Source organism: Streptomyces calvus (assembly GCF_006782915.1).
GTDB lineage: Bacteria > Actinomycetota > Actinomycetes > Streptomycetales > Streptomycetaceae > Streptomyces > Streptomyces calvus.
Map to the genome: position 1 here is coordinate 1 of NZ_VCNP01000027.1, position 19,940 is coordinate 19,940.

Sequence of the window (19,940 nt, forward strand, 5' to 3'; positions counted from 1 at the left end):
GGCCTCGTCGCGGGTGCCGCCGCCGATCTCGACGCCGAGCACGGCGGTGCCCTTGGGCACGTCGGAGTGGTTCATCAGCAGGCCCGCGCCGTAGGCCACGCCGCCGAGGAAGACCACGCAGCCGCAGAGCAGGACCAGCTTGTTGCGCCCCTTCTTCTTCGCCGGCTTCGAGGAGCCGGCCGGGGGCGGGGAGACCGGTTCGGGCAGCTTGGGCGGCGTGTGCGGCAGGGGGCCGTCCGAGGGTGCGCCGCCCGCGCCGAAGGACGGGCCCGGCGGGACGACCGGGATGCCGCTGGTGACGGTGTGCCCGGAGACGTTGTCGTGGCGGGGGCCGTAGCCCGGGGTGCCCGGTTCGGCGGGCTTCTGCGGGGTGAGGACGGCGGTGTCGTCGCTCAGTCCGCCGCCGGGGTTGCCGGCACCGCCGGGCCGGCCCGGCTCGGCGAAGATCGCGGCGCCCGCCGCGGACGGCGCGCCGGGACCGCCCGGCGGGGTCATCGGGCCGTCGCCGGTGACGGGACCGCCGGTCGGGCCCGCCGGGGCCTGCGAGCCGCCGGGGTGGCCCTGACCGCCGTAGCCGGGCCCACCGCCCGGTCCGGCCGCGGGACGCTGTCCGTTGTGGCCGCCGGGCGCCTCGTCCGGGAAGTACGGCGGATCGTCGCGGCGCGGCTCGCCGCCGTGCCCCGTGCCGGGACGGGCGCCGCCCGCCAGCGCCTCGGTGACGTCGAAGGAGCCGGTGCCGCCGCCGTGTCCCGGGGCGACCGGCCCGCCGGTGGGCCCGGTGGCGCCGGGGCCCTTCGCGGCGCCGGGACGGGCGCCGCCCGGCGCGCTCATGGAGCCGACCACACCGCCCGGGCGCCCGGCACCGGGACGGGCACCGGGAGACGCGGCGCCGGGGGCTCCTGCGGGTGCGGAGCCTCCCTGGGTCCCGCCGCCCGTGCCGGAACCGCCGGACGCGCTCGCTCCGTTGCCGGAGGCGCCGCCCTGACCGCCCTTGCCCGCGCCCGACTTGCGCGGCGCGAACCAGTCGCTGGCCGGCTTGTCCTCGGCCGGCTGCGGTGCGGGGCGGGCCGGCGGTGCGGCGGGCCGGGCCGCGTCGGCGGACGGCGCGGGAGCGGGGGCCGGCGCTTCGCCGTCGGTGGCGTCCTTGCTCTCCGCGTCGGTGACCGGCTTGCGCACGACGACCGGCGGAATGGGCCGCGATCCGGGGATGTTGATCCGGATGCGGGTCGTCAGCGTGGTCTCGGTCTTGCGGTCCTCCGGCCGCGTGGCCGGCCGGCCCGCGCCCGTGCCCTCGTCCGGAACCGCCGGGATGCCGTAGGGCGGGGTGCCCGACGGGTAGGCGGCTCCGCCGTGCCCGTTGGGCCCGGAGGACGGAGTGTCAGTTTCACGACTCAAGGCAGGTTCTCCCGGTTGGCTCCGCCGCCCGTCACGACCTCACGGTAGGGGTCCCCCAACTCGGAACGGAGCCGAGAGTGCGGGGGAGGCTCGGCGGCGCGCACCACCTTACTGGCCGCATACGGCCCTTATCCCAGGACCGCAGGCGAAACCCACACGGGACCCCCACGCCCATGACACGGCGAAGTGGTACGTCACTTGCCAAGTCGGGCGGGACGGCCGTCCGGTTGCCGCCCTGGAACGAGGGTGGCGCAGATCACAGCGACGGCGATGCCGCCGAGCAGGAAGAGGTAGGAACCGCCGCCGGCGGCGAAGAAGAAGTCGCCCTCCGGACGGCTGGCCGTGAGCAGGACGACGACGAGCATCCAGCCGCCGGCCGCCGACGCGGCCCCGGCCCGGCTGCCCAGGGCGCGGGACGCCCCGAGGCACAGTCCGGCCTCACCGGCGAGGGCGAGCAGCAGCCCGCCGGGGAACCAGGCGGGCTGCACCAGCGCGCCCGCCACGCCCACGACGGCACCGAGCACGAACAGTCCCAGGAAGGCGGCGATCCGTCCGGCGGAGGGCGCACGCAGCGGCTGCGCCATCAGGGGTGTCCGGTCGCCGCTCATGACGCCTCCCCGGGGACGAGCCCGGCGAACAGGTCGTTCTCGCGCTCTTCGGGACGTTCGCCGCGCACCAGCTCGTAGTACTCGGTGGTGAAGAGGGGCTGGGCGAGTGCGTTGGAGAGCACGAAGTACGGCTCGGCCACGGTGATCTGGGTGGCGTGGGCGCGCATCGCGGCGGCCTTGGCGGCGGCGTGCGCGGTGCCGTCGATCGCGGTGGTGACCTGCTCGTCGGGGACGACGCCCGGTACGTCGTCGACGGTGGCGGCCCGCTCGAAGGGCAGGCCGGGCAGGTCGGCGTGCAGGCGCGCGAAGGACGCGTCGGCGACGGAGCGGGGCACCCGGTTCCAGTAGACCTTGGGGATGTCCCAGCCGGTGCCGGCGGCGAGTTCCACGGCGCGCATGGCGACGCGGTGCGCCTGGATGTGGTCGGGGTGGCCGTAGCCGCCGTTGTCGTCGTAGGTGACGAGGACGTGCGGGCGCACCTCGCGGATCACCTCGGCGAGCAGTCCGGCGGCCTGGTCGACGTCGGCCCGCCAGAAGCAGGCGGGGTCGTCGTTGTCGGGCAGCCCCATCATGCCGGAGTCGCAGTACCGTCCGGCGCCGCCGAGCAGCCGGAAGTCCGCGACGCCGAGCGCACCCATGGCGTCCTTCAGCTCGGCGAGCCGGTGCCCGCCGAGTGCTGCCCCGCTCAGGTGACCGAGCTCCGGCGGGATGACCTCGCCGCGCTCACCCAGGGTGCAGGTGACCAGCGTCACGTGCGCACCCTCGGCGGCGTACCGGGCCATCGTCGCGCCGTTGTTGATCGACTCGTCGTCCGGGTGAGCGTGCACCAGCAGCAGACGCCGGTCGGGCATGTCCGTCATGGGATCACCCTACGAGGCCCCGTCGCCGGGGCCCACGGCACCGTCCCGGCCGGGCGGCCGGGCGCGTGATCAGAAGTTTATGCTGCCGATCATCCCCGCGATGTTGCTCGTCAGCTCGCTGATCGTGGGCGCCATCGTCGAGGAGGCGAGGTAGAAGCCGAGCAGCATGCACACCACGGCGTGCCCTGCTTTCAGTCCTGACTTCTTGATCAGCAGGAAGACGATGATCGCCAGCAGCACCACCGCCGAAATCGAGAGTGCCACGGCGGCTCACCTCCAAGGATCCCAGGACGCGGGGGGGTAGGAATATGGGGGCAGATAAATTCACACAGCGGCCAGCAGGTTCATACCCACTATGCGCTAACGATCATAACTTTCCGTACGTGCGCATCGATCGGCGCACGGCCGCACAAGGGGGCGCATGGCCAATATGGTCAGGGCATGACGACCGAGGCTGACTCCTTCCCCCGACGGCACGCCCGCACCCAGCGCTTCACGCTCGGCGCGCCGCGTTCGTTCACCGTGGCGCCCGACGGCTCGCGCGTCGTGTTCCTGCGCTCCACTTCCGGTACGGACCGGGCGAATTCGCTGTGGGTCCTCGATACGGAGGGGGGCGGGGAGCGCGTGGCCGCCGACCCGCACACCCTCCTGGGCGGCGCCTCCGAGCAGCTCTCCGCGCAGGAGCGCGCGCGGCGCGAACGGAGCCGGGAGGGTGGTGCCGGCATCGTCGGCTACGCCACCGACACGGCCGTGGAGTTGGCGTCCTTCGCCTTGTCGGGGCGGCTCTTCACGGCCGAGCTGCGGGCCGGGACGGCGCGTGAACTGCCCGCGCCGGGGCCGGTGATCGACCCCCGGCCGTCGCCCGACGGGCGGCACATCGCCTATGTGGCGCGCGGTGCGCTGCGGGTGGTCGGCGCGGAGGGCGCGGAGGACCGCGCGCTCGCGACGCCGGAGGCGGAGGACGTCACCTACGGCCTGGCCGAGTTCGTCGCGGCCGAGGAGATGGGGCGTTCGCGGGGTTTCTGGTGGTCTCCGGAGTCGGACCGGCTGCTGGTGGCGCGCGTGGACGACACGCCGGTGGAGCGGTGGTGGATCTCCGATCCGGCCCACCCGGACCGTGAGCCGAGCCGCGTCCGCTACCCGGCGGCGGGGACCGCGAACGCGGACGTACGGCTGTTCGTGATCGGGCTGGACGGGGAGCGCATGGAGGTCTCCTGGGACCGTGCCCGCTACCCCTATCTCGCGCGTGTGCACTGGTCAGCGGCGGGTGCCCCGCTGTTGCTCGTCCAGGCGCGCGACCAGCGCAGTCAGCTGATCCTGGCCGTGGACCCGGACTCCGGGCAGACCCGGATGGTGCACGCCGACGAAGATCCAAGTTGGCTTGAACTTTTCCCCGGGGTTCCGTGCTGGAGCCCTTCCGGGCAGCTGGTGCGGATCGCGGACGAGGCCGGCGCACGACGACTCGCCGTGGGTGAACGCCCGCTGACCGGCCCGCAGTTGCACATCCGGGCGGTGCTCGACGTCTCCGACGACGACGTGCTGGTCTCGGCGTCGGCGGGCGAGGAGGCGGCCGCGCCGGAGACCGGTGAGGTGCACGTGTACCGGGTGAACGAGCTGGGCGTGGAGCGCGTCTCGCAGGAGCCCGGCGTGCACTCGGCGGTCCGGGCGGCGGGGGTGACCGTGCTCGTCTCGGCGACGCCGGACGTGCCGGGTGCGCGGGTGCGGATCCTGCGTGACGGGAAACCGACGGCGACTGTCCCGTCGTACGCCGAACACCCCGGTATGTCCCCCCGCGTGACCCTGACACAGGGGGGCGCACGCCGAATCCCGTGCGCCGTGCTTATGCCTCGGGACTACGCCGGTGACACCCTCCTGCCGGTCCTCATGGACCCCTACGGTGGCCCGCACGGACAGCGGGTGGTGGCCACCCACAACGCCCATCTGACCTCGCAGTGGTTCGCCGACCAGGGCTTCGCCGTGATCGTCGCGGACGGCCGCGGCACACCGGGCCGCTCCCCCGCCTGGGAGAAGTCCATCAAGGACGACGTGGCCGCGACCGTCGTCCAGGACCAGGTCGACGCGCTCCGGGCGCTCGCCGCCGACTTCCCGCTCGACCTGAGCCGGGTCGCCGTACGGGGCTGGTCCTTCGGCGGTTACCTCGCGGCCCTCGCGGTGCTGCGCCGCCCGGACGTCTTCCACGCGGCCGTGGTGGGCGCCCCGGTCACCGACCTGCGCCTGTACGACACCCACTACCAGGAGCGCTACCTCGGGCACCCGGGCGAGCAGCCGGAGGTCTACCGCCGCAACTCGCTGATCGACGACGCGGGCCTGGTCGACGCCGCCGAGCCGCACCGCCCGATGATGATCATCCACGGGCTGGCGGACGACAACGTGGTGGTCGCCCACTCACTGCGCCTGTCCTCGGCGCTGCTGGCGGCGGGCCGGCCGCACGAGGTGCTGCCCCTGTCCGGCGTCACGCACATGACCCCGCAGGAGGAGGTCGCCGAGAACCTGCTCCGCCTCCAGCTGGACTTCCTCAAGCGGGCGCTCGCCCCGGCAAACGGGGACGAAGTGCGTTAACACACAGGCAACTTCACGGAAGCGGTACCGATATACGGACACGCGAGGCTGTTCAGCGTACGGCCGTGCGGGTGCCGTTGAGCGGGCCGGGGTGCGCCATGTCACCCCGGCCCGCTGCCGTGTGGCTCCACCGGGACCACCTGCTTCTCCGCCGCGAAGTGACAGGCCGAGTCGTGCGCCGCCGGGCCGCCCTCCGTACGGAACCAGGCGGGCACCGCCAGCGCCGGCACCTCCCGCGCGCAGCGCTCCTGCGCCTTCCAGCAGCGGGTGCGGAAGCGGCAGCCGGAAGGGATGTCCGTCGGGGACGGGACGTCGCCGCTGAGGATGATCCGTTCGCGGTGCTCCCTGGCCTCCGGGTCCGGCACGGGCACGGCGGACAGCAGCGCCTGGGTGTACGGGTGGGTGGGGTGCTCGTAGATCTCGGTGTCGGTGCCGGTCTCCACGATCCGGCCGAGGTACATCACCGCGACCCGGTTGGAGATGTGCCGCACGATCGACAGGTCGTGCGCGATGAAGACGTAGGACAGGTCGAACTCGCTCTGCAGCCGGTCCATCAGGTTGATGACCTGGGCCTGCACCGAGACGTCCAGCGCCGAGACCGGCTCGTCGGCGACGATCACCTCCGGGCGCAGCGCCAGCCCGCGGGCGATGCCGATGCGCTGGCGCTGGCCGCCGGAGAACTGGTGCGGATAGCGGTTGACGTACTCCGGGTTGAGGCCGACGACGTCCAGCAGCTCCTGGACCTTCCGGCGCCGGTCGCCCTTGGGAGCCGCCTCCGGGTGGATGTCGAACGGCTCCCCGACGATGTCGCCCACCGTCATCCGGGGGTTGAGCGAGGTGTACGGGTCCTGGAAGACCATCTGGATGTTGCGGCGGACCGCCTTGAGCGCCCGGCCCGACAGCCGGGTGATGTCCTCGCCCTTGTAGCGGATCGAACCGGCCGTCGGCCGCTCCAGGTTGACCAGCATCTTCGCGACCGTCGACTTGCCGCAGCCGGACTCGCCGACGATGCCCAGCGTCTCGCCCCGGCCGAGGCGGAAGTCCACCCCGTCGACCGCGCGCACGGCGCCGACCTGCTTGCGGAACACGACGCCCTGCGTGAGCGGGTAGTGCTTGACCAGGTCGCTGACCTCGAGGATCGGCTCAGCCATCCAGGCACTCCCTCCAGAAGTGGCAGGCGCTCCCGCGGGTCGCCGAGACCTCGTACAGCGGGGGCTCGTCGGTGCGGCAGACGTCCCGGGCCAGCGGGCAGCGCGGGTGGAAGGCGCAGCCCGGCGGGATCTGCGTGAGGTTGGGCGGCAGGCCCTTGATGGCGTACAGCTCCCGACCCTTGAGGTCCAGGCGGGGGATGGACTCCAGCAGGCCGCGCGTGTAGGGGTGGGCGGGGGCCTTGTAGATGTCGTGCACGGGGGCCGACTCCACGATGCGGCCCGCGTACATCACGGCGATGCGGTCGGCGACGTCGGCGACCACACCCAGGTCGTGGGTGATGAGGATCAGACCCATGTGGTACTCGCGCTGGAGGTCCGCGAGCAGGTCCATGACCTGTGCCTGGACGGTGACGTCGAGCGCGGTGGTCGGTTCGTCGGCGATGATCAGGGCCGGTTCGAGGGCCAGCGCCATCGCGATCATGATGCGCTGGCGCATGCCGCCGGAGAACTGGTGCGGGTACTGCTTCACGCGCTCCCGGGCGGCGGGGATGCGCACCCGGTCCATCAGCTCGACTGCCTTGGCCCGCGCGTCCTTGCGCGACATCCCGCGGTGCACGGTGAACATCTCGCCGAGCTGGTCGCCGACGGTGAGCACGGGGTTCAGGGACGACAACGCGTCCTGGAAGATCATCGCCATCTCGGCGCCGCGGACCTTGCGGCGTTCGTCCTCCTTGAGCTGCAGCAGGTCCCGCCCGCGGAAGACGACCTCGCCGCCGGTGATGCGGCCGGGCGGCATGTCGAGGATGCCCATGACGGCCTGGGCGGTCACCGACTTGCCGGAGCCGGACTCGCCGAGCACGGCCAGCGTCTCGCTGGCGTCGACGCCGTAGCTGACGCCGTTGACGGCCTTCGCGACCCCGTCCCGGGTGCGGAACTCCACGTGCAGGTCACGGACTTCGAGCAGCACGGCGGCTCACCTCAGCTTCGGGTCGAGGGCGTCGCGCACCGCGTCGCCGAGCATGATGAACGCCAGCACGGTCACCGCGAGGGCCCCGGAGGGCCACAGCAGCGCGTGCGGGGCGTTGCGGATGTACGGGGAGGCCGCGGAGATGTCGATGCCCCAGGAGACGCTGGGCGGCTTCAGACCGACGCCGAGGTAGGACAGGGTCGCCTCCAGGGCGATGTAGGTGCCGAGCGCGATGGTCGCGACGACGATGACGGGGGCGACGGCGTTGGGCGCGATGTGCCGCAGCATCAGCCGGGAGTGGGAGGCGCCGAGGGCCCGCGCGGCCTGCACGTAGTCGTTCTGCTTGGCGGTGATGACGGCGCCGCGGGCGATGCGGGAGAGCTGCGGCCAGCCGAGCAGCACGATGAACCCGATGACCGGCCAGACGGTGTTGCTGGTGATGACGGACAGCAGCACCAGTCCGCCGAGGACGACGGGGATGGCGAAGAAGACGTCGGTGATCCGGGACAGGACCGAGTCCCAGATGCCGCCGAAGTAGCCCGCCAGGGCGCCCAGGACGCTGCCCAGGACGGCGACGCCGAGGGTGGCGAGGACGCCGACCGCGACGGAGGTGCGGGCGCCGTAGACGGTGCGGGTGTAGACGTCGCAGCCCTGGCCGTCGAAGCCGAAGGGGTGGCCGGCGCTGGAGCCTTGCTGGGCCTTGGACAGGTCGCAGGCGAGAGGGCTGCCGGAGGCGATCGCGGAGGGCCACAGCGAGATGAGGACCAGGAAGAGGATGACCAGGCCGGAGACGATGAAGACGGGGTTGCGGCGCAGGTCGCGCCAGGCGTCGGACCACAGCGAGCGCGGTCTGCCCTGCGGTCCGGTGCCGTCCGGGCCGGTCGGCCGCCGCTCCAGGGTCTCGGCCTCGTCCACGCCGAGGTCCATGGTGCCCCCCATCCCGGTTCCCGCGACGGCGTGCTCGGGTTCGTGGTGCTGGTCAGGCATAGCGGATCCTCGGGTCGAGTACGGCGTAGAGGAGGTCCACGACCAGGTTGGCGACCAGGAAGACCAGCACGAGCACGGTGACGAAGCCGACCACCGTCTGGGTGTTCTGCCGCAGAATACCCTGGTAGAGCTGGTAGCCGACGCCGTGGATGTTGAAGATCCGCTCGGTGACGATCGCGCCGCCCATGAGGAAGCCGATGTCGGCGCCGATGAACGTGACCACCGGGATGAGCGAGTTGCGCAGCAGGTGCCGCACGACCACCCGGTGCCGGGGCAGGCCCTTGGCGACGGCGGTGCGGACGTAGTCGGAGCGGCGGTTCTCGGCGATGGAGGTGCGGGTCAGCCGGGTGACGTACGCCAGCGACACCGAGGCCAGCACCAGGCCGGGCAGGATCAGCTCGTCGAAGGGCGCCTCGGAGGAGACCGACGGCCGGATCCATCCCCACTTCACGCCGAGCAGCAGCTGGAGCAGCAGGCCGGTGACGAAGGTGGGCACGGAGATGACGACCAGGGTGAGCAGCAGGACGCCGCTGTCCACGGGGCGGCCCCGGCGCAGCCCGGTGACCACGCCGAGGGTGATGCCGATGACGATCTCGAAGAGGATCGCGATCAGCGTGAGGCGGATGGTGACGGGGAACGCCGTCGACATCAGCTCGGTGACCTCCTGGCCGTTGAAGGCCGTGCCGAAGTCGCCGGTGAAGACGTTCCCCATGTACGTCAGGTATTGCTGCCAGACCGGTTTGTCGAGGCCGAACTCGCGCTTCAGCTGGGCGGCGGTCGCCGGGTCGCAGCGGCGTTCCCCGCACAGGCCGGCGATGGGGTCGCCCATCACGTTGACCATCAGGAAGATCAGCAGCGTGGCCCCGACGAACACCGGGATCATCTGGAGCAGACGCCGGACGACATAGCGTCCCATGGCGGATCAGCTCACCTTGATCTGGTCGTACACGGGGACGCTGAACGGGTTGAGCTTGACGTCGGAGAGCCGTTCCGACCAGCCGGCGCTGCCGTTCTGGTACCAGAGCGGGATGGCGGCCATCCTGTCCCGGACGACCTCCTCGGCCTGCTGGAACAGCTTGATCGCCTCGGCGGTGTCGGTCTCCTGGTTGGCGCGGTCGACGAGGCGGTCGAACTCCTTGTCGGACCATTTGCCGTCGTTGGAGGAGGCGTTGGTGTAGTAGAGCGGCTGGAGGAAGTTCTGGATGAGCGGGTAGTCCATCTGCCAGCCGGCGCGGAACGGGCCGCCCATCTTCCGGCCGGTGATCTGGTTGCGGAAGTCGGCGAAGGTGCCGACCGGGTTGGCGGTGCAGGCGCGCTCGTTGTCCAGCGCGTTGTTGATGGAGTTGCAGACGGCGTTGACCCATTCGCGGTGCGAACCGGTGTCCGCGTTGAAGGTGATCGTCACCCGGCCGCCGGGCAGGCCGCCGCCCTCCTCGATGAGCTTCTTCGCCTCGTCGGGCCGGTACTCGCAGGCCTCGCCGCACAGGCCCTCCGCGAAGCCGCCGTCCTCGCCGAGGACGGGTGAGGTCCAGTCGGTGGCGGGGGTGCGGGTCTTCTGGAAGATCGTGTCGGTGATCTGCTTCCGGTCGATCGCCATGGACAGGCCCTTGCGGACCTTCTCCGTGCCGGGTTTGTTCCAGGCGTCGTCGTAGTAGGGGAAGGCGAGGGTCTGGATGATGCCGGCGGGCGTGTTGAGGTAGCGGTCGCCGAGGTCGTTCTTCACGTTCTTCAGCTGGGCCGCCGGGACGTCGTCCACCAGGTCGAGGTTGCCGGCCATCAGGTCGGTGTAGGCGGTGTTGTTGTCGGTGTAGACCTTCAGGTCCACGCCTCCGTTCTGCGCCTTGTCCTCGCCGGGGTAGTCCTCCCAGGTGCGCAGGGACATCTGCGAGCCGCGGGTGTAGGACTCGACCCGGTACGGGCCGTTGCCGACGGGCTTCCTGACCCAGGCGTCGTGGTCGTCGAAGAAGGCGCGGGGCAGCGGGGCGAAGGCGTTGTAGCCGAGGGTGTCGGGGAAGGTCGAGAAGGTCTGGGTGAGCTTCACGGTGAAGGTCCGCTCGTCGACGACCTTCAGCCCGGAGAGGGTGTCGGCGGTCTGCTTGCCGCCGTCCTCGGGGTGGACCTTGTCGTAGCCCTCGATGTAGCCGAAGAAGTAGGAGTTGCGCTGGTTGTTCCTCAGGCTCGCGCCGTAGTTCCAGGCGTCCACGAAGGAGCGGGCGGTGACCTTCTCGCCGTTGCTGAAGGTCCAGCCGTCCTTGACGGTGATGCGGAAGTTCCGCGAGTCGGAGGTCTCGATCCTCTCGGCGAGCATGTCCTTCGCCTCGCCGGTCTCCGGGTCGTAGCGCTTCAGCCCGCGGAAGATCATGTCGAGGACCTTGCCGCCCTGCACCTCGTTGGTGTTGGCCGGCTCCAGCGGGTTCTGCGGGTCGCCCCAGGAGGCGCTCAGCACGGCACCGGCGTCGCCGCTGCCGCCGCCGTTCCCGCCGCCGCAGGCGGTCGCGGCGAGAGCGACCGCCACCGCACAGGCGGCCCATCGGGCGTGCATGGCTCCGCGCATGGGTGCCTCCTCGTACGTGCGCTGGTCCCTGACGCCAATATCGGCGCAAGAGATCCGTCCCGCACACGCACGGCACCTGTCCGTGCCGGACACCAGCCATATGTACGTACGGGGCACGCGGACGACGAACGGCTGCCGTCCGCCTCACGGGGAGGCGGACGGCAGCCGCTGCGTACGACGGGGCGTCAGTCCTTCTCGACGTCCTCCAGGGCCTTCAGGGCCGGGTCGAGGACGATGTCCTCGGTACGGGCCCCGGTGCTCGGCTCCTCCGGGAAGTGGCAGGCCGTCAGGTGGCCCTCACGGTTGCCGGAGATCTGCACCAGCGGCGGCTCCTCGGTCGCGCACTTGTCCTGCGCCTTCCAGCAGCGGGTGCGGAAGCGGCAGCCGGACGGCGGCATGATCGGCGAGGGGACGTCGCCGTAGAGCCGGATGCGCTCCCGGTTCTCCGTCTCGTCGTCCATGGCCACCTCGGGCACGGCCGACAGCAGCGCGTGGGTGTACGGGTGCCGGGGCCGGTTGTAGATGGAGTCCCGGTCACCGACCTCGACGACCTTGCCGAGGTACATCACGGCCACGCGCTGCGAGAAGTGCCGCACCACCGCCAGGTCGTGGGCGATGAACAGGAAGGCGATGCCCAGCTCTTCCTGGACCTTCTGCAGCAGGTTGACGACCTGCGCCTGGATCGACACGTCCAGCGCGGAGACCGGCTCGTCCGCGACGATCAGCTTCGGGTTGAGCGCCAGGGCGCGGGCGACGCCGATGCGCTGGCGCTGGCCGCCGGAGAACTCGTGCGGGAAGCGGTTGTAGTGCTCCGGGTTGAGGCCGACGAGCTCGAGCAGCTCGCGGACCTTCTTCTCCCGGCCGCCCGCCGGGTTGATCCCGTTGACCTCCATCGGCGACTTGATGATCGTGCCGACGGTCTGCCGCGGGTTCAGCGACGAGTACGGGTCCTGGAAGATCATCTGGATCTCGGACCGGACCGGCGCCAGCTGCCTGCGCTTGGCGTGCGTGATGTCCTGGCCCGCGTAGAGGATCTTGCCGCCGGTCGGTTCCAGGAGCCGGGTGATGAGCCGGCCCGTGGTCGACTTGCCGCAGCCCGACTCACCCACCAGGCCGACGCTCTCGCCGACGCCGACGGTCAGGTCGACGTTGTCGACGGCCTGCACGGCGCCGACCTTCCGTTTGATCGGGAAGCCGCCGTAGATCGGGAAGTGTTTGGTCAGGCCCTCCACCGTCAGCAGCGCCTCGGTGGACGCGCCGGTGGAGCCCTGCTGTGCGGGGAGGGTGAGGTTGTCGCTCATGTCTCGGATCTCTCCCTAGCGCAGCCGGGGCTGGATCGTGTCGATGAATATGGTCTGCTTCTGCTCCGCCGTCAGATGGCACGCGCTGGCGCGGCCTTCGCCGAGCGCGGGACGCTCGGTGCTGCACAGGCTGCCCTGCACCTCGCCGGTGAAGGCGCAGCGCGGGTGGAAGGGGCAGCCGGAGGGCGGGTTCAGCAGGCTGGGCGGGGATCCGGGGATCGGGTTGAGGGCCTGGGAGGTGTCGCCGCCGAGGCGCGGCATCGAGCTGAGCAGGCCCCAGGTGTAGGGGTGCTTGGGCTCGCGCAGCACCTCGCGGACGCTGCCGCGCTCCACGGCCCGGCCCGAGTACATCACCAGCAGGTCGTCGGCCATGTCGGAGATGACGCCGAGGTCGTGGGTGATGAAGACGATCGCGGAGCCGAACTCCTGCTGGAGGTCCTTGAGCAGGTCCAGGATCTGCGCCTGTACCGTCACGTCCAGGGCCGTGGTCGGCTCGTCCGCGATCAGCAGGTCGGGGTCGCAGACCAGCGCCATGGCGATCATGGCGCGCTGGCGCATACCGCCGGAGAACTGGTGCGGGTAGTCGTCCACGCGGGTCTTGGGCTGCGGGATGCCGACCTTGGTCAGCATCTCGATCGCCCGTTCCCGGGCCTCCTTCTTGGAGGCGCCGGTGTGCTTCATGAACGGCTCGGCGATCTGCCGGCCCACCGTGTAGTACGGCGAGAGCGCCGTCAGCGGGTCCTGGAAGATCATCGCGACCTTGTTGCCGCGGAGCTTCTCCATCTCCTTCTCGGAGGCGGTGACCAGCTCCTGACCGTCGAGGAGGATCTCGCCCTCGACGGTGGTGGTCTTGGGGTTGTGCAGGCCGAGGACCGTCAGGTTGGTGACGGACTTGCCGGAGCCCGACTCGCCCACGATGCCGAGGGTCTTGCCGCGTTCGACGTCGAAGGACAGCCCGTCGACCGCCTTGACGATGCCGTCCTCAGTGGAGAACCGCACCCGCAGGTCGCGGACCGAGAGGAAGGAATCCGGCCCGGTCGGGGCCTTCTCACCTTCGGTCTTGGTCAGAGTGGTCACGGTGTTTCTCCTAGCTGAGCCGCACGCGCGGGTCGATGTAGGCGTACGCGAGGTCGACGACGATGTTCAGGAGCAGGATGAAGAAGGCCCCGAACAGCATGATGCCCATCGTCAGCGGCAGGTCCTTCGTCACCGAGGACTCGACCGCGAGACGGCCGAGGCCGGGCAGGTCGAAGGTGAACTCGGTGACCACGGCGCCGGCCAGCAGCGCGCTCAGGTCGATGCCGAGGATGGTGACGATCGGGATGAGCGAGCCGCGCCAGGCGTAGCGGAAGAAGACGTACCGCTGGGACATGCCCTTGGCGCGCGCCGTGCGGACGTGCTCCTCCTGGAGCTGCTCGATCATGGTCGAGCGCGACATACGCGTGTACTGCGCGGTGAAGATGGTGGCCATCACCGCCCAGGGGATGAGCAGGCCGAGCGCCCAGGTGGCCGGGTTCTCGGTGAAGGGGTGGTACTTGGGGTTCTCCATGAGGCCGGTGCTGTAGACCAGGATGCCGAGCACGATCGGGCCGAGCAGGTAGATCTGGAACGAGCTGAGCACGATCGAGGCACCGCTGACGAGCTTGTCGATCATGGTGCCGCGCTTCCAGGCGGCGAGCAGACCCGAGCCGAGGCCCAGGGTCAGGAAGATGACCAGACCGCCGACGGTCAGCGACAGCGTCAGCGGGAAGCGGTCGACGATGGAGTCCCAGACGAAGTCGCCGCTGTCGAAGGAGACACCCAGGCACGGCGCGGAGCAGTGCCCCTGCGGGAAGTCACGGCCGGCCACGATGCCCGACATGAACTCCCAGAACTGGGTGGTGATGGGCTTGTCCAGGCCCAGGTTCTCGCGGATCACCGCGAGGTTCTCCGGCGAGCAGTTCTTGCCGCAGGACAGCGCAGCGAAGTCCTGGGGGATCGTATAGAACAGGAAGAACGTGAAGGCGCCGATCAGGAACATGATGACGACGGCGCCGGTCAGCCTGCGGATGAGGAACTGAAGCATGGCGGGTGGATGCTCTCTTCGAAACGCGGCGGCAGGGAGGGGGTACCGTCCGCGGGGGTGTGCTCCGCCTGGCGCACACCCCCGCGGTCAGCCGAGCTGACGGGTTACGGCTTCTTCAGGTACAGGTCGTTGATGTCGATGTAGCTCGACTCGTTGCTGTACCGGGCGCCACCGATGTTGGACCCGTAGAGCTGGATCTGCTTCGAGTAGTAGACCGGAGCGGCCGGGTTGATCTCCTCCACGATGCGGTGGTGAGCCTGCTCCCAGGTCTTGGCGGCCTCTTCCGGCTCCTGCGTCAGAGCCTTCTCGATCAGCTCGTTGACCTGGGCGTCGTCGATGTGCGAGTAGTTCGACGCACCGTCCTGGACCTGCGTGCCGTCGTAGACCGGGGTGATGACCGTACCGGCGGACGGCCAGTCCTGGCCCCAACCGGTCATGTACAGGTCGTACGGGTTCTTCAGCTTGCCGACCTGCTCGTAGAAGCTGGCCCGGTCGATCTCCTTCGCCTGGACGTCGAAGCCGATCTTGTTGAGCGCGTCCTTGATGATGACCATCTGGGCCTGGCCGCGCGGGGTGTTGGAGTAGGCGTAGGTGAGCTTCGTGCCCTCCTTGAAGCCGGCCTCCTTCAGCAGCGCCTTGGCCTTCTCCGGGTCGCCGTTGGGCTTCTTCAGCTTGCCGAACGGGTCGTACGTCGGGTCGAAGTCCGGCAGGGTCGGGGCGAGCAGACCACCGGCGACCTCACCGCCGTAGCGACCGCCGTCCGCCTGGACCATGGACTGGTTCGGGATGGCGTAGGTGATCGCGTCGCGGATCTTCTTGTCCTTCAGCCGGTCGAGGTTGAAGGTCAGCTGCCACACGTAGGGCTGGTAGCCCTGGATGGTGCGCTTCTTGGTCTCCGCGTTGCCGATGACCGTGGACATCTGGGCCGGGTCCACCGAGTCCGTGAACTGGATGGCGTTCTTGGCCTCGCCCTGGTCGGCGATCAGACGCTTGGTCTGGCTGGGCTGGTCGATGGTGCTGGTGAAGTTGTAGCCGTCGACGTACTGGTGGCGCACCGAGTCCGTCTTCGGGTCCCACTGGTCGTTCTTGACCAGCTTCATCGACTTGCCCGACTTGTACTCGGCTATCTTGTAGGGGCCGAGCGCCGCCGGGGCGTCGTCGTACTTCTCCTTCGTGTCCTGCTTCTCGGGCACGATGGCGTAACCGGCCATGGCCAGGGCCTGCGGGAGGTCCGGGCGCGGCTGGTCGAAGTGGAAGACGACGGTCTTGTCGTCCGGGGTCTCCAGCACGGAGTCCGGCAGGTGCTTGCCCTTGTAGGGGCCGTCCGGCAGCGCCTTGCGGTAGTCGGGGCCCGACAGCCAGGTCTGGACGTAGGTCGGACCGTCGAAGATGACCTTCGAGTACTGGCGCTCGATGGTGTGGCGGACGTCGGCCGAGGTGATCTCGTTGCCGTCCTCGTCCTTGATGCCGTCCTTGAGCTTGTACGTCCAGGTCTTGCCGCCGTCGGACGACTGGCCGGAGTCGGTGGCGATGTCACCGACGACGGTCAGGTTGCCCTCGTCGTCCTCCTGGAAGTTCGTCAGACCGCGGTGGACCAGGTTGGCGAACTGGCCGGCGTCGGAGACGTAGATCTGGCCCGGGTCCATGTGGGTCAGGTCCGACTGCATGTAGACGTTGATGAAGCCACCGGACTTGGCGCCGGCGATCTCCTCGGCCGGGCCGGTGGAGGCGGCGGCGTCACCGTAGGCGACCGGATCCTGCTGCTCGGCGGCGTCCTTCTGGGACTTGGAGTCGTCCTTGCCCTTGCTGCCGCCGCCGTTACCGCCGGAGCAGCCGGTGAGCGCCAGCGAGCCGGCCACGACGGCCACGGCGATGGCGCGCGCAGTGCGCGTTCTGATGGGCTTCATGATGCCGATGCACCTACCTGTCGATAGTTGTCCACGAGTGCTGCCTGACGGTCCGGAAGCCCGGCACGGGGGCGGCAGCTCCCCCACCACCAATGGACGGTTAGCGTCCGGTCTTGGGGTCGAATGCGTCCCGGACGGAGTCGCCGAGAAGGTTGAACGCGAGCACGAAGATCACCAACGCCGCGCCGGGGAAGAGCATGAACATCGGGTCCTGCTCGTACACGTCGGCGCCGATGGCGAACATGCGGCCCCAGTCCGGTGTCGGTTCGACGAAGCCGACGCCGATGAACGAGAGGAAGGCGATGGAGAGGATCGTGCTGGGCAGGATGTAGGTGGCCTGCACCAGGATCGGGGTCACGATGTTCGGCAGGATCTCCTTGCGCACGATGCGCCAGGGAGAGGCACCGGACACCTTGGCCGCCTCCACGAACTCCCGGTCCGCCAGCGACAGCACGGAGCTGCGCACGAGACGGGCGAGGCCCATCCAGCCCAGGAACCACATCACCAGGACGATCGCCAGGGCCCGCAGATAGGTGGGGGTCTCGTCTGCGGGGGAGACGAACATCGCGGTCACGACGGGCATGAAGGCGATGAAGAAGAGCTGGCTCGGGAAGGCCAGGAAGAAGTCGGTGACCCGGCCCAGCCAGTAGTCCACGCGGCCTCCGAAGAAGCCGCTCACCATGCCGATGATCACGCCGGTGACGACGCAGAGCGTCGTGACGACGACCGCCATGTACAGCGAGGTGCGCATGCCGTACAGGAGCATCGTGAACACGTCACGACCGAGCTTGGGCTCCACGCCGAACCAGAAGTCGCCCGACATGCCACCGAAGGCACCGGTGGGCATGGCGAAGTCGTCCAGGAGGAACGGGTAGTCCGGCTCCTGGGCGTACAGCGTGTAGGGGTTCTTGCCGTACACCTTCGCGATGAGCGGAGCCAGCGCCGCGACCGCGAAAAAGAAAATCACTACGCACGCGGAAACGACTCCGGTACGGTCGCGTTTGAAGCGCTGCCACATCAACTGGCCGGGGGAACGACCCTCGGGCTGCTTCTCGCCCTTGGCGACCTCGTTCTCGGTGGTCGCTGCGAGCTCAGGGTCCAAGACAGCCGCGGACCCGGAGTCCTCGGCCTTGATTGGACTGGTCATCTTGTTCGTCCCCCGGGGGGTTGGAGAGTTGAGCGCAGCACAGATACCGGCAGGTTCTGTGGTTTGGGGGAACTTTCGCCAAACGAGTCAACGCGCGTCAAGGGCGGAAGACATAGGGATCTCCCTACCGTCCATATTTTGAGCAAAAATTGCAAAGATTGACATCTGCGCGCGCTTGACACCTCTGGATGCATTCCGGCGAATCGGACAAATGCAGTCACCATTTTGTTTACATGTCCGAAACGTGTTGGCGCCTACACCGGTATCCGAACAGATACTCCTGGCTCTCCCGGCACCGGGGTGCCGACGGGCGCGCGAGGGCGGACCTCGCGGCGGCCCCGTACCATGGGGTGAGGCCGAGGCGTGTTCAGCCCGGCAGGGCCCGCACACCACCGATGCTCGTGCGGGGCATTCCTCAGCACTCCCGGGAGTACGCCTTTTATGGCTCCGTCTGTTACGCGTCATGACATCCGCAACGTCGCCATCGTCGCCCACGTCGACCACGGCAAGACCACCATCGTCGACGGCATGCTCAAGCAGGCCGGCGCCTTCGCCGCCCACCAGCTCGACTCCGTCGACGACCGCATGATGGACTCGAACGACCTGGAGCGTGAGAAGGGCATCACGATCCTCGCCAAGAACACGGCGGTGAAGTACCACCCCAAGGACGGCGGGGACCCGATCACGATCAACATCATCGACACCCCCGGCCACGCCGACTTCGGCGGCGAGGTCGAGCGCGGCCTGTCGATGGTCGACGGTGTGGTGCTGCTGGTGGACGCCTCCGAGGGGCCGCTGCCGCAGACCCGCTTCGTGCTCCGCAAGGCGCTCCAGCAGCGGCTGCCGATCATCCTGTGCATCAACAAGACGGACCGGCCGGACTCCCGGATCGACGAGGTCGTCAACGAGACCTACGACCTCTTCCTCGACCTGGACGCCGACGAGGAGCAGATCGAGTTCCCGATCGTCTACGCCTGCGGCCGCGACGGCATCGCCTCCCTGACCAAGCCGGAGGACGGCACGGTCCCGGGCGACTCCGACTCGCTGGAGCCGTTCTTCTCCACGATCCTGGAGCACATCCCGGCCCCCACCTACGAGGAGGGCGCCCCGCTCCAGGCCCACGTCACCAACCTCGACGCGGACAACTTCCTCGGCCGTATCGCCCTGCTGCGCGTCCACCAGGGCGAGCTGAAGAAGGGGCAGACCGTCGCCTGGATGAAGCGCGACGGCTCGGTCTCCAACGTCCGCATCTCCGAGCTGATGATGACCGAGGCGCTCACCCGCAAGCCCGCCGAGAAGGCCGGCCCGGGTGACATCTGCGCCGTCGCCGGCATCCCGGACATCATGATCGGCGAGACCCTGGCCGACCCGGAGAACCCGGTTCCGCTGCCGCTGATCACGGTGGACGAGCCGGCGATCTCCATGACCATCGGCACCAACACCTCCCCGCTGGTCGGCCGTGGCGGCACCGGCAAGGGCGCCGACGCCAAGGCGGCCGTCAAGGACCGCAAGGTCACCGCCCGCCAGGTCAAGGACCGCCTCGACCGCGAGCTCATCGGCAACGTCTCGCTGCGCGTCCTGGACACCGACCGCCCCGACGCCTGGGAGGTGCAGGGCCGCGGCGAGCTGGCGCTGGCCATCCTGGTGGAGACCATGCGCCGGGAGGGCTACGAGCTCACCGTCGGCAAGCCGCAGGTGGTCACCAAGGAAGTCGACGGCAAGGTGTACGAGCCGGTCGAGCGCATGACCATCGACGTCCCCGAGGAGCACATGGGTGCCGTCACCCAGCTCATGGGCGTCCGCAAGGGCCGCATGGACAACATGTCCAACCACGGCTCGGGCTGGGTGCGCATGGAGTTCGTGGTGCCCTCCCGCGGTCTGATCGGCTTCCGCACCGAGTTCCTGACGCAGACCCGCGGCACCGGCATCGCCCACTCCATCCACGAGGGCCACGAGCCCTGGTTCGGCACCCTCACCACCCGGAACAACGGCTCCCTGGTCGCCGACCGCTCCGGCGCGGTCACCGCCTTCGCGATGACCAACCTCCAGGAGCGCGGCGTGCTGTTCGTCGAGCCCGGCACCGAGGTGTACGAGGGCATGATCGTCGGTGAGAACTCCCGCTCCGACGACATGGACGTCAACATCACCAAGGAGAAGAAGCTCACCAACATGCGGTCGTCCACGGCCGACGTGGCCGAGTCGATCGTGCCGCCGCGCAAGCTGTCGCTGGAGCAGTCCCTGGAGTTCTGCCGCGACGACGAGTGCGTCGAGGTGACCCCGGAGGCCGTCCGCATCCGCAAGGTCAACCTGGACGCCCGCGAGCGGGCCCGCGCCGCCAGCCGCGCCAAGCACGGCTGATCCCGGCCCGGCCGACGGACATCACAAGCGGCACACCCCGCCCGGGGTGTGCCGCTTGCC

Annotated in this window: 15 protein-coding genes and 1 pseudogene; 2 read left to right on the forward strand and 14 right to left on the reverse strand. The window is 69.6% G+C overall.

What is annotated here, in order from left to right; genetic code table 11:
* The 4 genes and pseudogenes from FGW31_RS11660 to FGW31_RS11675 all read right to left on the reverse strand — a co-directional run.
* A pseudogene (locus tag FGW31_RS11660) lies at positions 1–1,395 on the reverse strand (hypothetical protein); the annotation flags it as partial.
* 194 nt (positions 1,396–1,589) lie between these two features.
* Positions 1,590–2,003 carry a DUF6113 family protein gene (locus FGW31_RS11665; RefSeq protein ID WP_142193336.1) on the reverse strand — a complete coding sequence of 138 codons (414 nt, stop codon included), beginning with the start codon at positions 2,001–2,003 and terminating at the stop codon, positions 1,590–1,592.
* Entirely contained in the window at positions 2,000–2,863 is an 864-nt protein-coding gene (gene mshB / locus FGW31_RS11670; RefSeq protein ID WP_142193337.1) for an N-acetyl-1-D-myo-inositol-2-amino-2-deoxy-alpha-D-glucopyranoside deacetylase, read from the reverse strand. Before mshB ends, FGW31_RS11665 begins: the two co-directional genes overlap by 4 nt.
* 69 nt (positions 2,864–2,932) lie before the next feature.
* Positions 2,933–3,127 carry a hypothetical protein gene (locus FGW31_RS11675; protein ID WP_142193338.1) on the reverse strand — a complete coding sequence of 65 codons (195 nt, stop codon included), beginning with the start codon at positions 3,125–3,127 and terminating at the stop codon, positions 2,933–2,935.
* Between the two features lie 177 nt (positions 3,128–3,304).
* Here FGW31_RS11675 and FGW31_RS11680 point away from each other — a divergent pair, with 177 nt between their 5' ends.
* Positions 3,305–5,443 carry a S9 family peptidase gene (locus tag FGW31_RS11680; protein WP_142193339.1) on the forward strand — a complete coding sequence of 713 codons (2,139 nt, stop codon included), beginning with the start codon at positions 3,305–3,307 and terminating at the stop codon, positions 5,441–5,443.
* A 101-nt stretch (positions 5,444–5,544) separates the two neighbouring features.
* Here FGW31_RS11680 and FGW31_RS11685 read toward each other — a convergent pair whose 3' ends face one another.
* From FGW31_RS11685 to FGW31_RS11730, 10 genes are all read right to left on the reverse strand, one after another.
* The gene (locus FGW31_RS11685) at positions 5,545–6,594 is read right to left on the reverse strand and encodes an ABC transporter ATP-binding protein (protein ID WP_142193340.1); all 1,050 of its coding nucleotides are present in this window, start codon (positions 6,592–6,594) and stop codon (positions 5,545–5,547) included.
* Positions 6,587–7,561, reverse strand: coding sequence for an ABC transporter ATP-binding protein (locus tag FGW31_RS11690; protein ID WP_142193341.1), 975 nt, complete (start codon positions 7,559–7,561; stop codon positions 6,587–6,589). Before FGW31_RS11690 ends, FGW31_RS11685 begins: the two co-directional genes overlap by 8 nt.
* A gap of 6 nt (positions 7,562–7,567) precedes the next feature.
* Complete coding sequence (locus FGW31_RS11695) at positions 7,568–8,548, reverse strand: ABC transporter permease (protein ID WP_142193342.1); 981 nt, start codon at positions 8,546–8,548, stop codon at positions 7,568–7,570.
* The gene (locus FGW31_RS11700) at positions 8,541–9,464 is read right to left on the reverse strand and encodes an ABC transporter permease (protein WP_142193343.1); all 924 of its coding nucleotides are present in this window, start codon (positions 9,462–9,464) and stop codon (positions 8,541–8,543) included. The genes FGW31_RS11695 and FGW31_RS11700 overlap by 8 nt, the downstream gene beginning before the upstream one ends.
* Before the next feature lie 6 nt (positions 9,465–9,470).
* Complete coding sequence (locus tag FGW31_RS11705) at positions 9,471–11,102, reverse strand: peptide ABC transporter substrate-binding protein (RefSeq protein WP_142193344.1); 1,632 nt, start codon at positions 11,100–11,102, stop codon at positions 9,471–9,473.
* 185 nt (positions 11,103–11,287) lie between these two features.
* Positions 11,288–12,403 carry an ABC transporter ATP-binding protein gene (locus FGW31_RS11710; protein ID WP_142193345.1) on the reverse strand — a complete coding sequence of 372 codons (1,116 nt, stop codon included), beginning with the start codon at positions 12,401–12,403 and terminating at the stop codon, positions 11,288–11,290.
* A gap of 15 nt (positions 12,404–12,418) precedes the next feature.
* Positions 12,419–13,480 (reverse strand): ABC transporter ATP-binding protein, encoded by a 1,062-nt coding sequence (locus FGW31_RS11715; protein WP_142193346.1) that lies wholly within the window; start codon positions 13,478–13,480, stop codon positions 12,419–12,421.
* Between the two features lie 10 nt (positions 13,481–13,490).
* Complete coding sequence (locus tag FGW31_RS11720; protein ID WP_142193347.1) at positions 13,491–14,468, reverse strand: ABC transporter permease; 978 nt, start codon at positions 14,466–14,468, stop codon at positions 13,491–13,493.
* Positions 14,469–14,572: 104 nt separating this feature from the next.
* Positions 14,573–16,375 (reverse strand): ABC transporter substrate-binding protein, encoded by a 1,803-nt coding sequence (locus tag FGW31_RS11725; RefSeq protein ID WP_142193348.1) that lies wholly within the window; start codon positions 16,373–16,375, stop codon positions 14,573–14,575.
* 100 nt (positions 16,376–16,475) lie between these two features.
* Entirely contained in the window at positions 16,476–17,522 is a 1,047-nt protein-coding gene (locus tag FGW31_RS11730; RefSeq protein ID WP_142193349.1) for an ABC transporter permease, read from the reverse strand.
* 441 nt (positions 17,523–17,963) lie between these two features.
* Here FGW31_RS11730 and typA point away from each other — a divergent pair, with 441 nt between their 5' ends.
* Positions 17,964–19,880, forward strand: a complete 1,917-nt coding sequence (typA, locus tag FGW31_RS11735; RefSeq protein WP_142193350.1) for a translational GTPase TypA — start codon at positions 17,964–17,966, stop codon at positions 19,878–19,880.
* Positions 19,881–19,940: the final 60 nt, after the last annotated feature.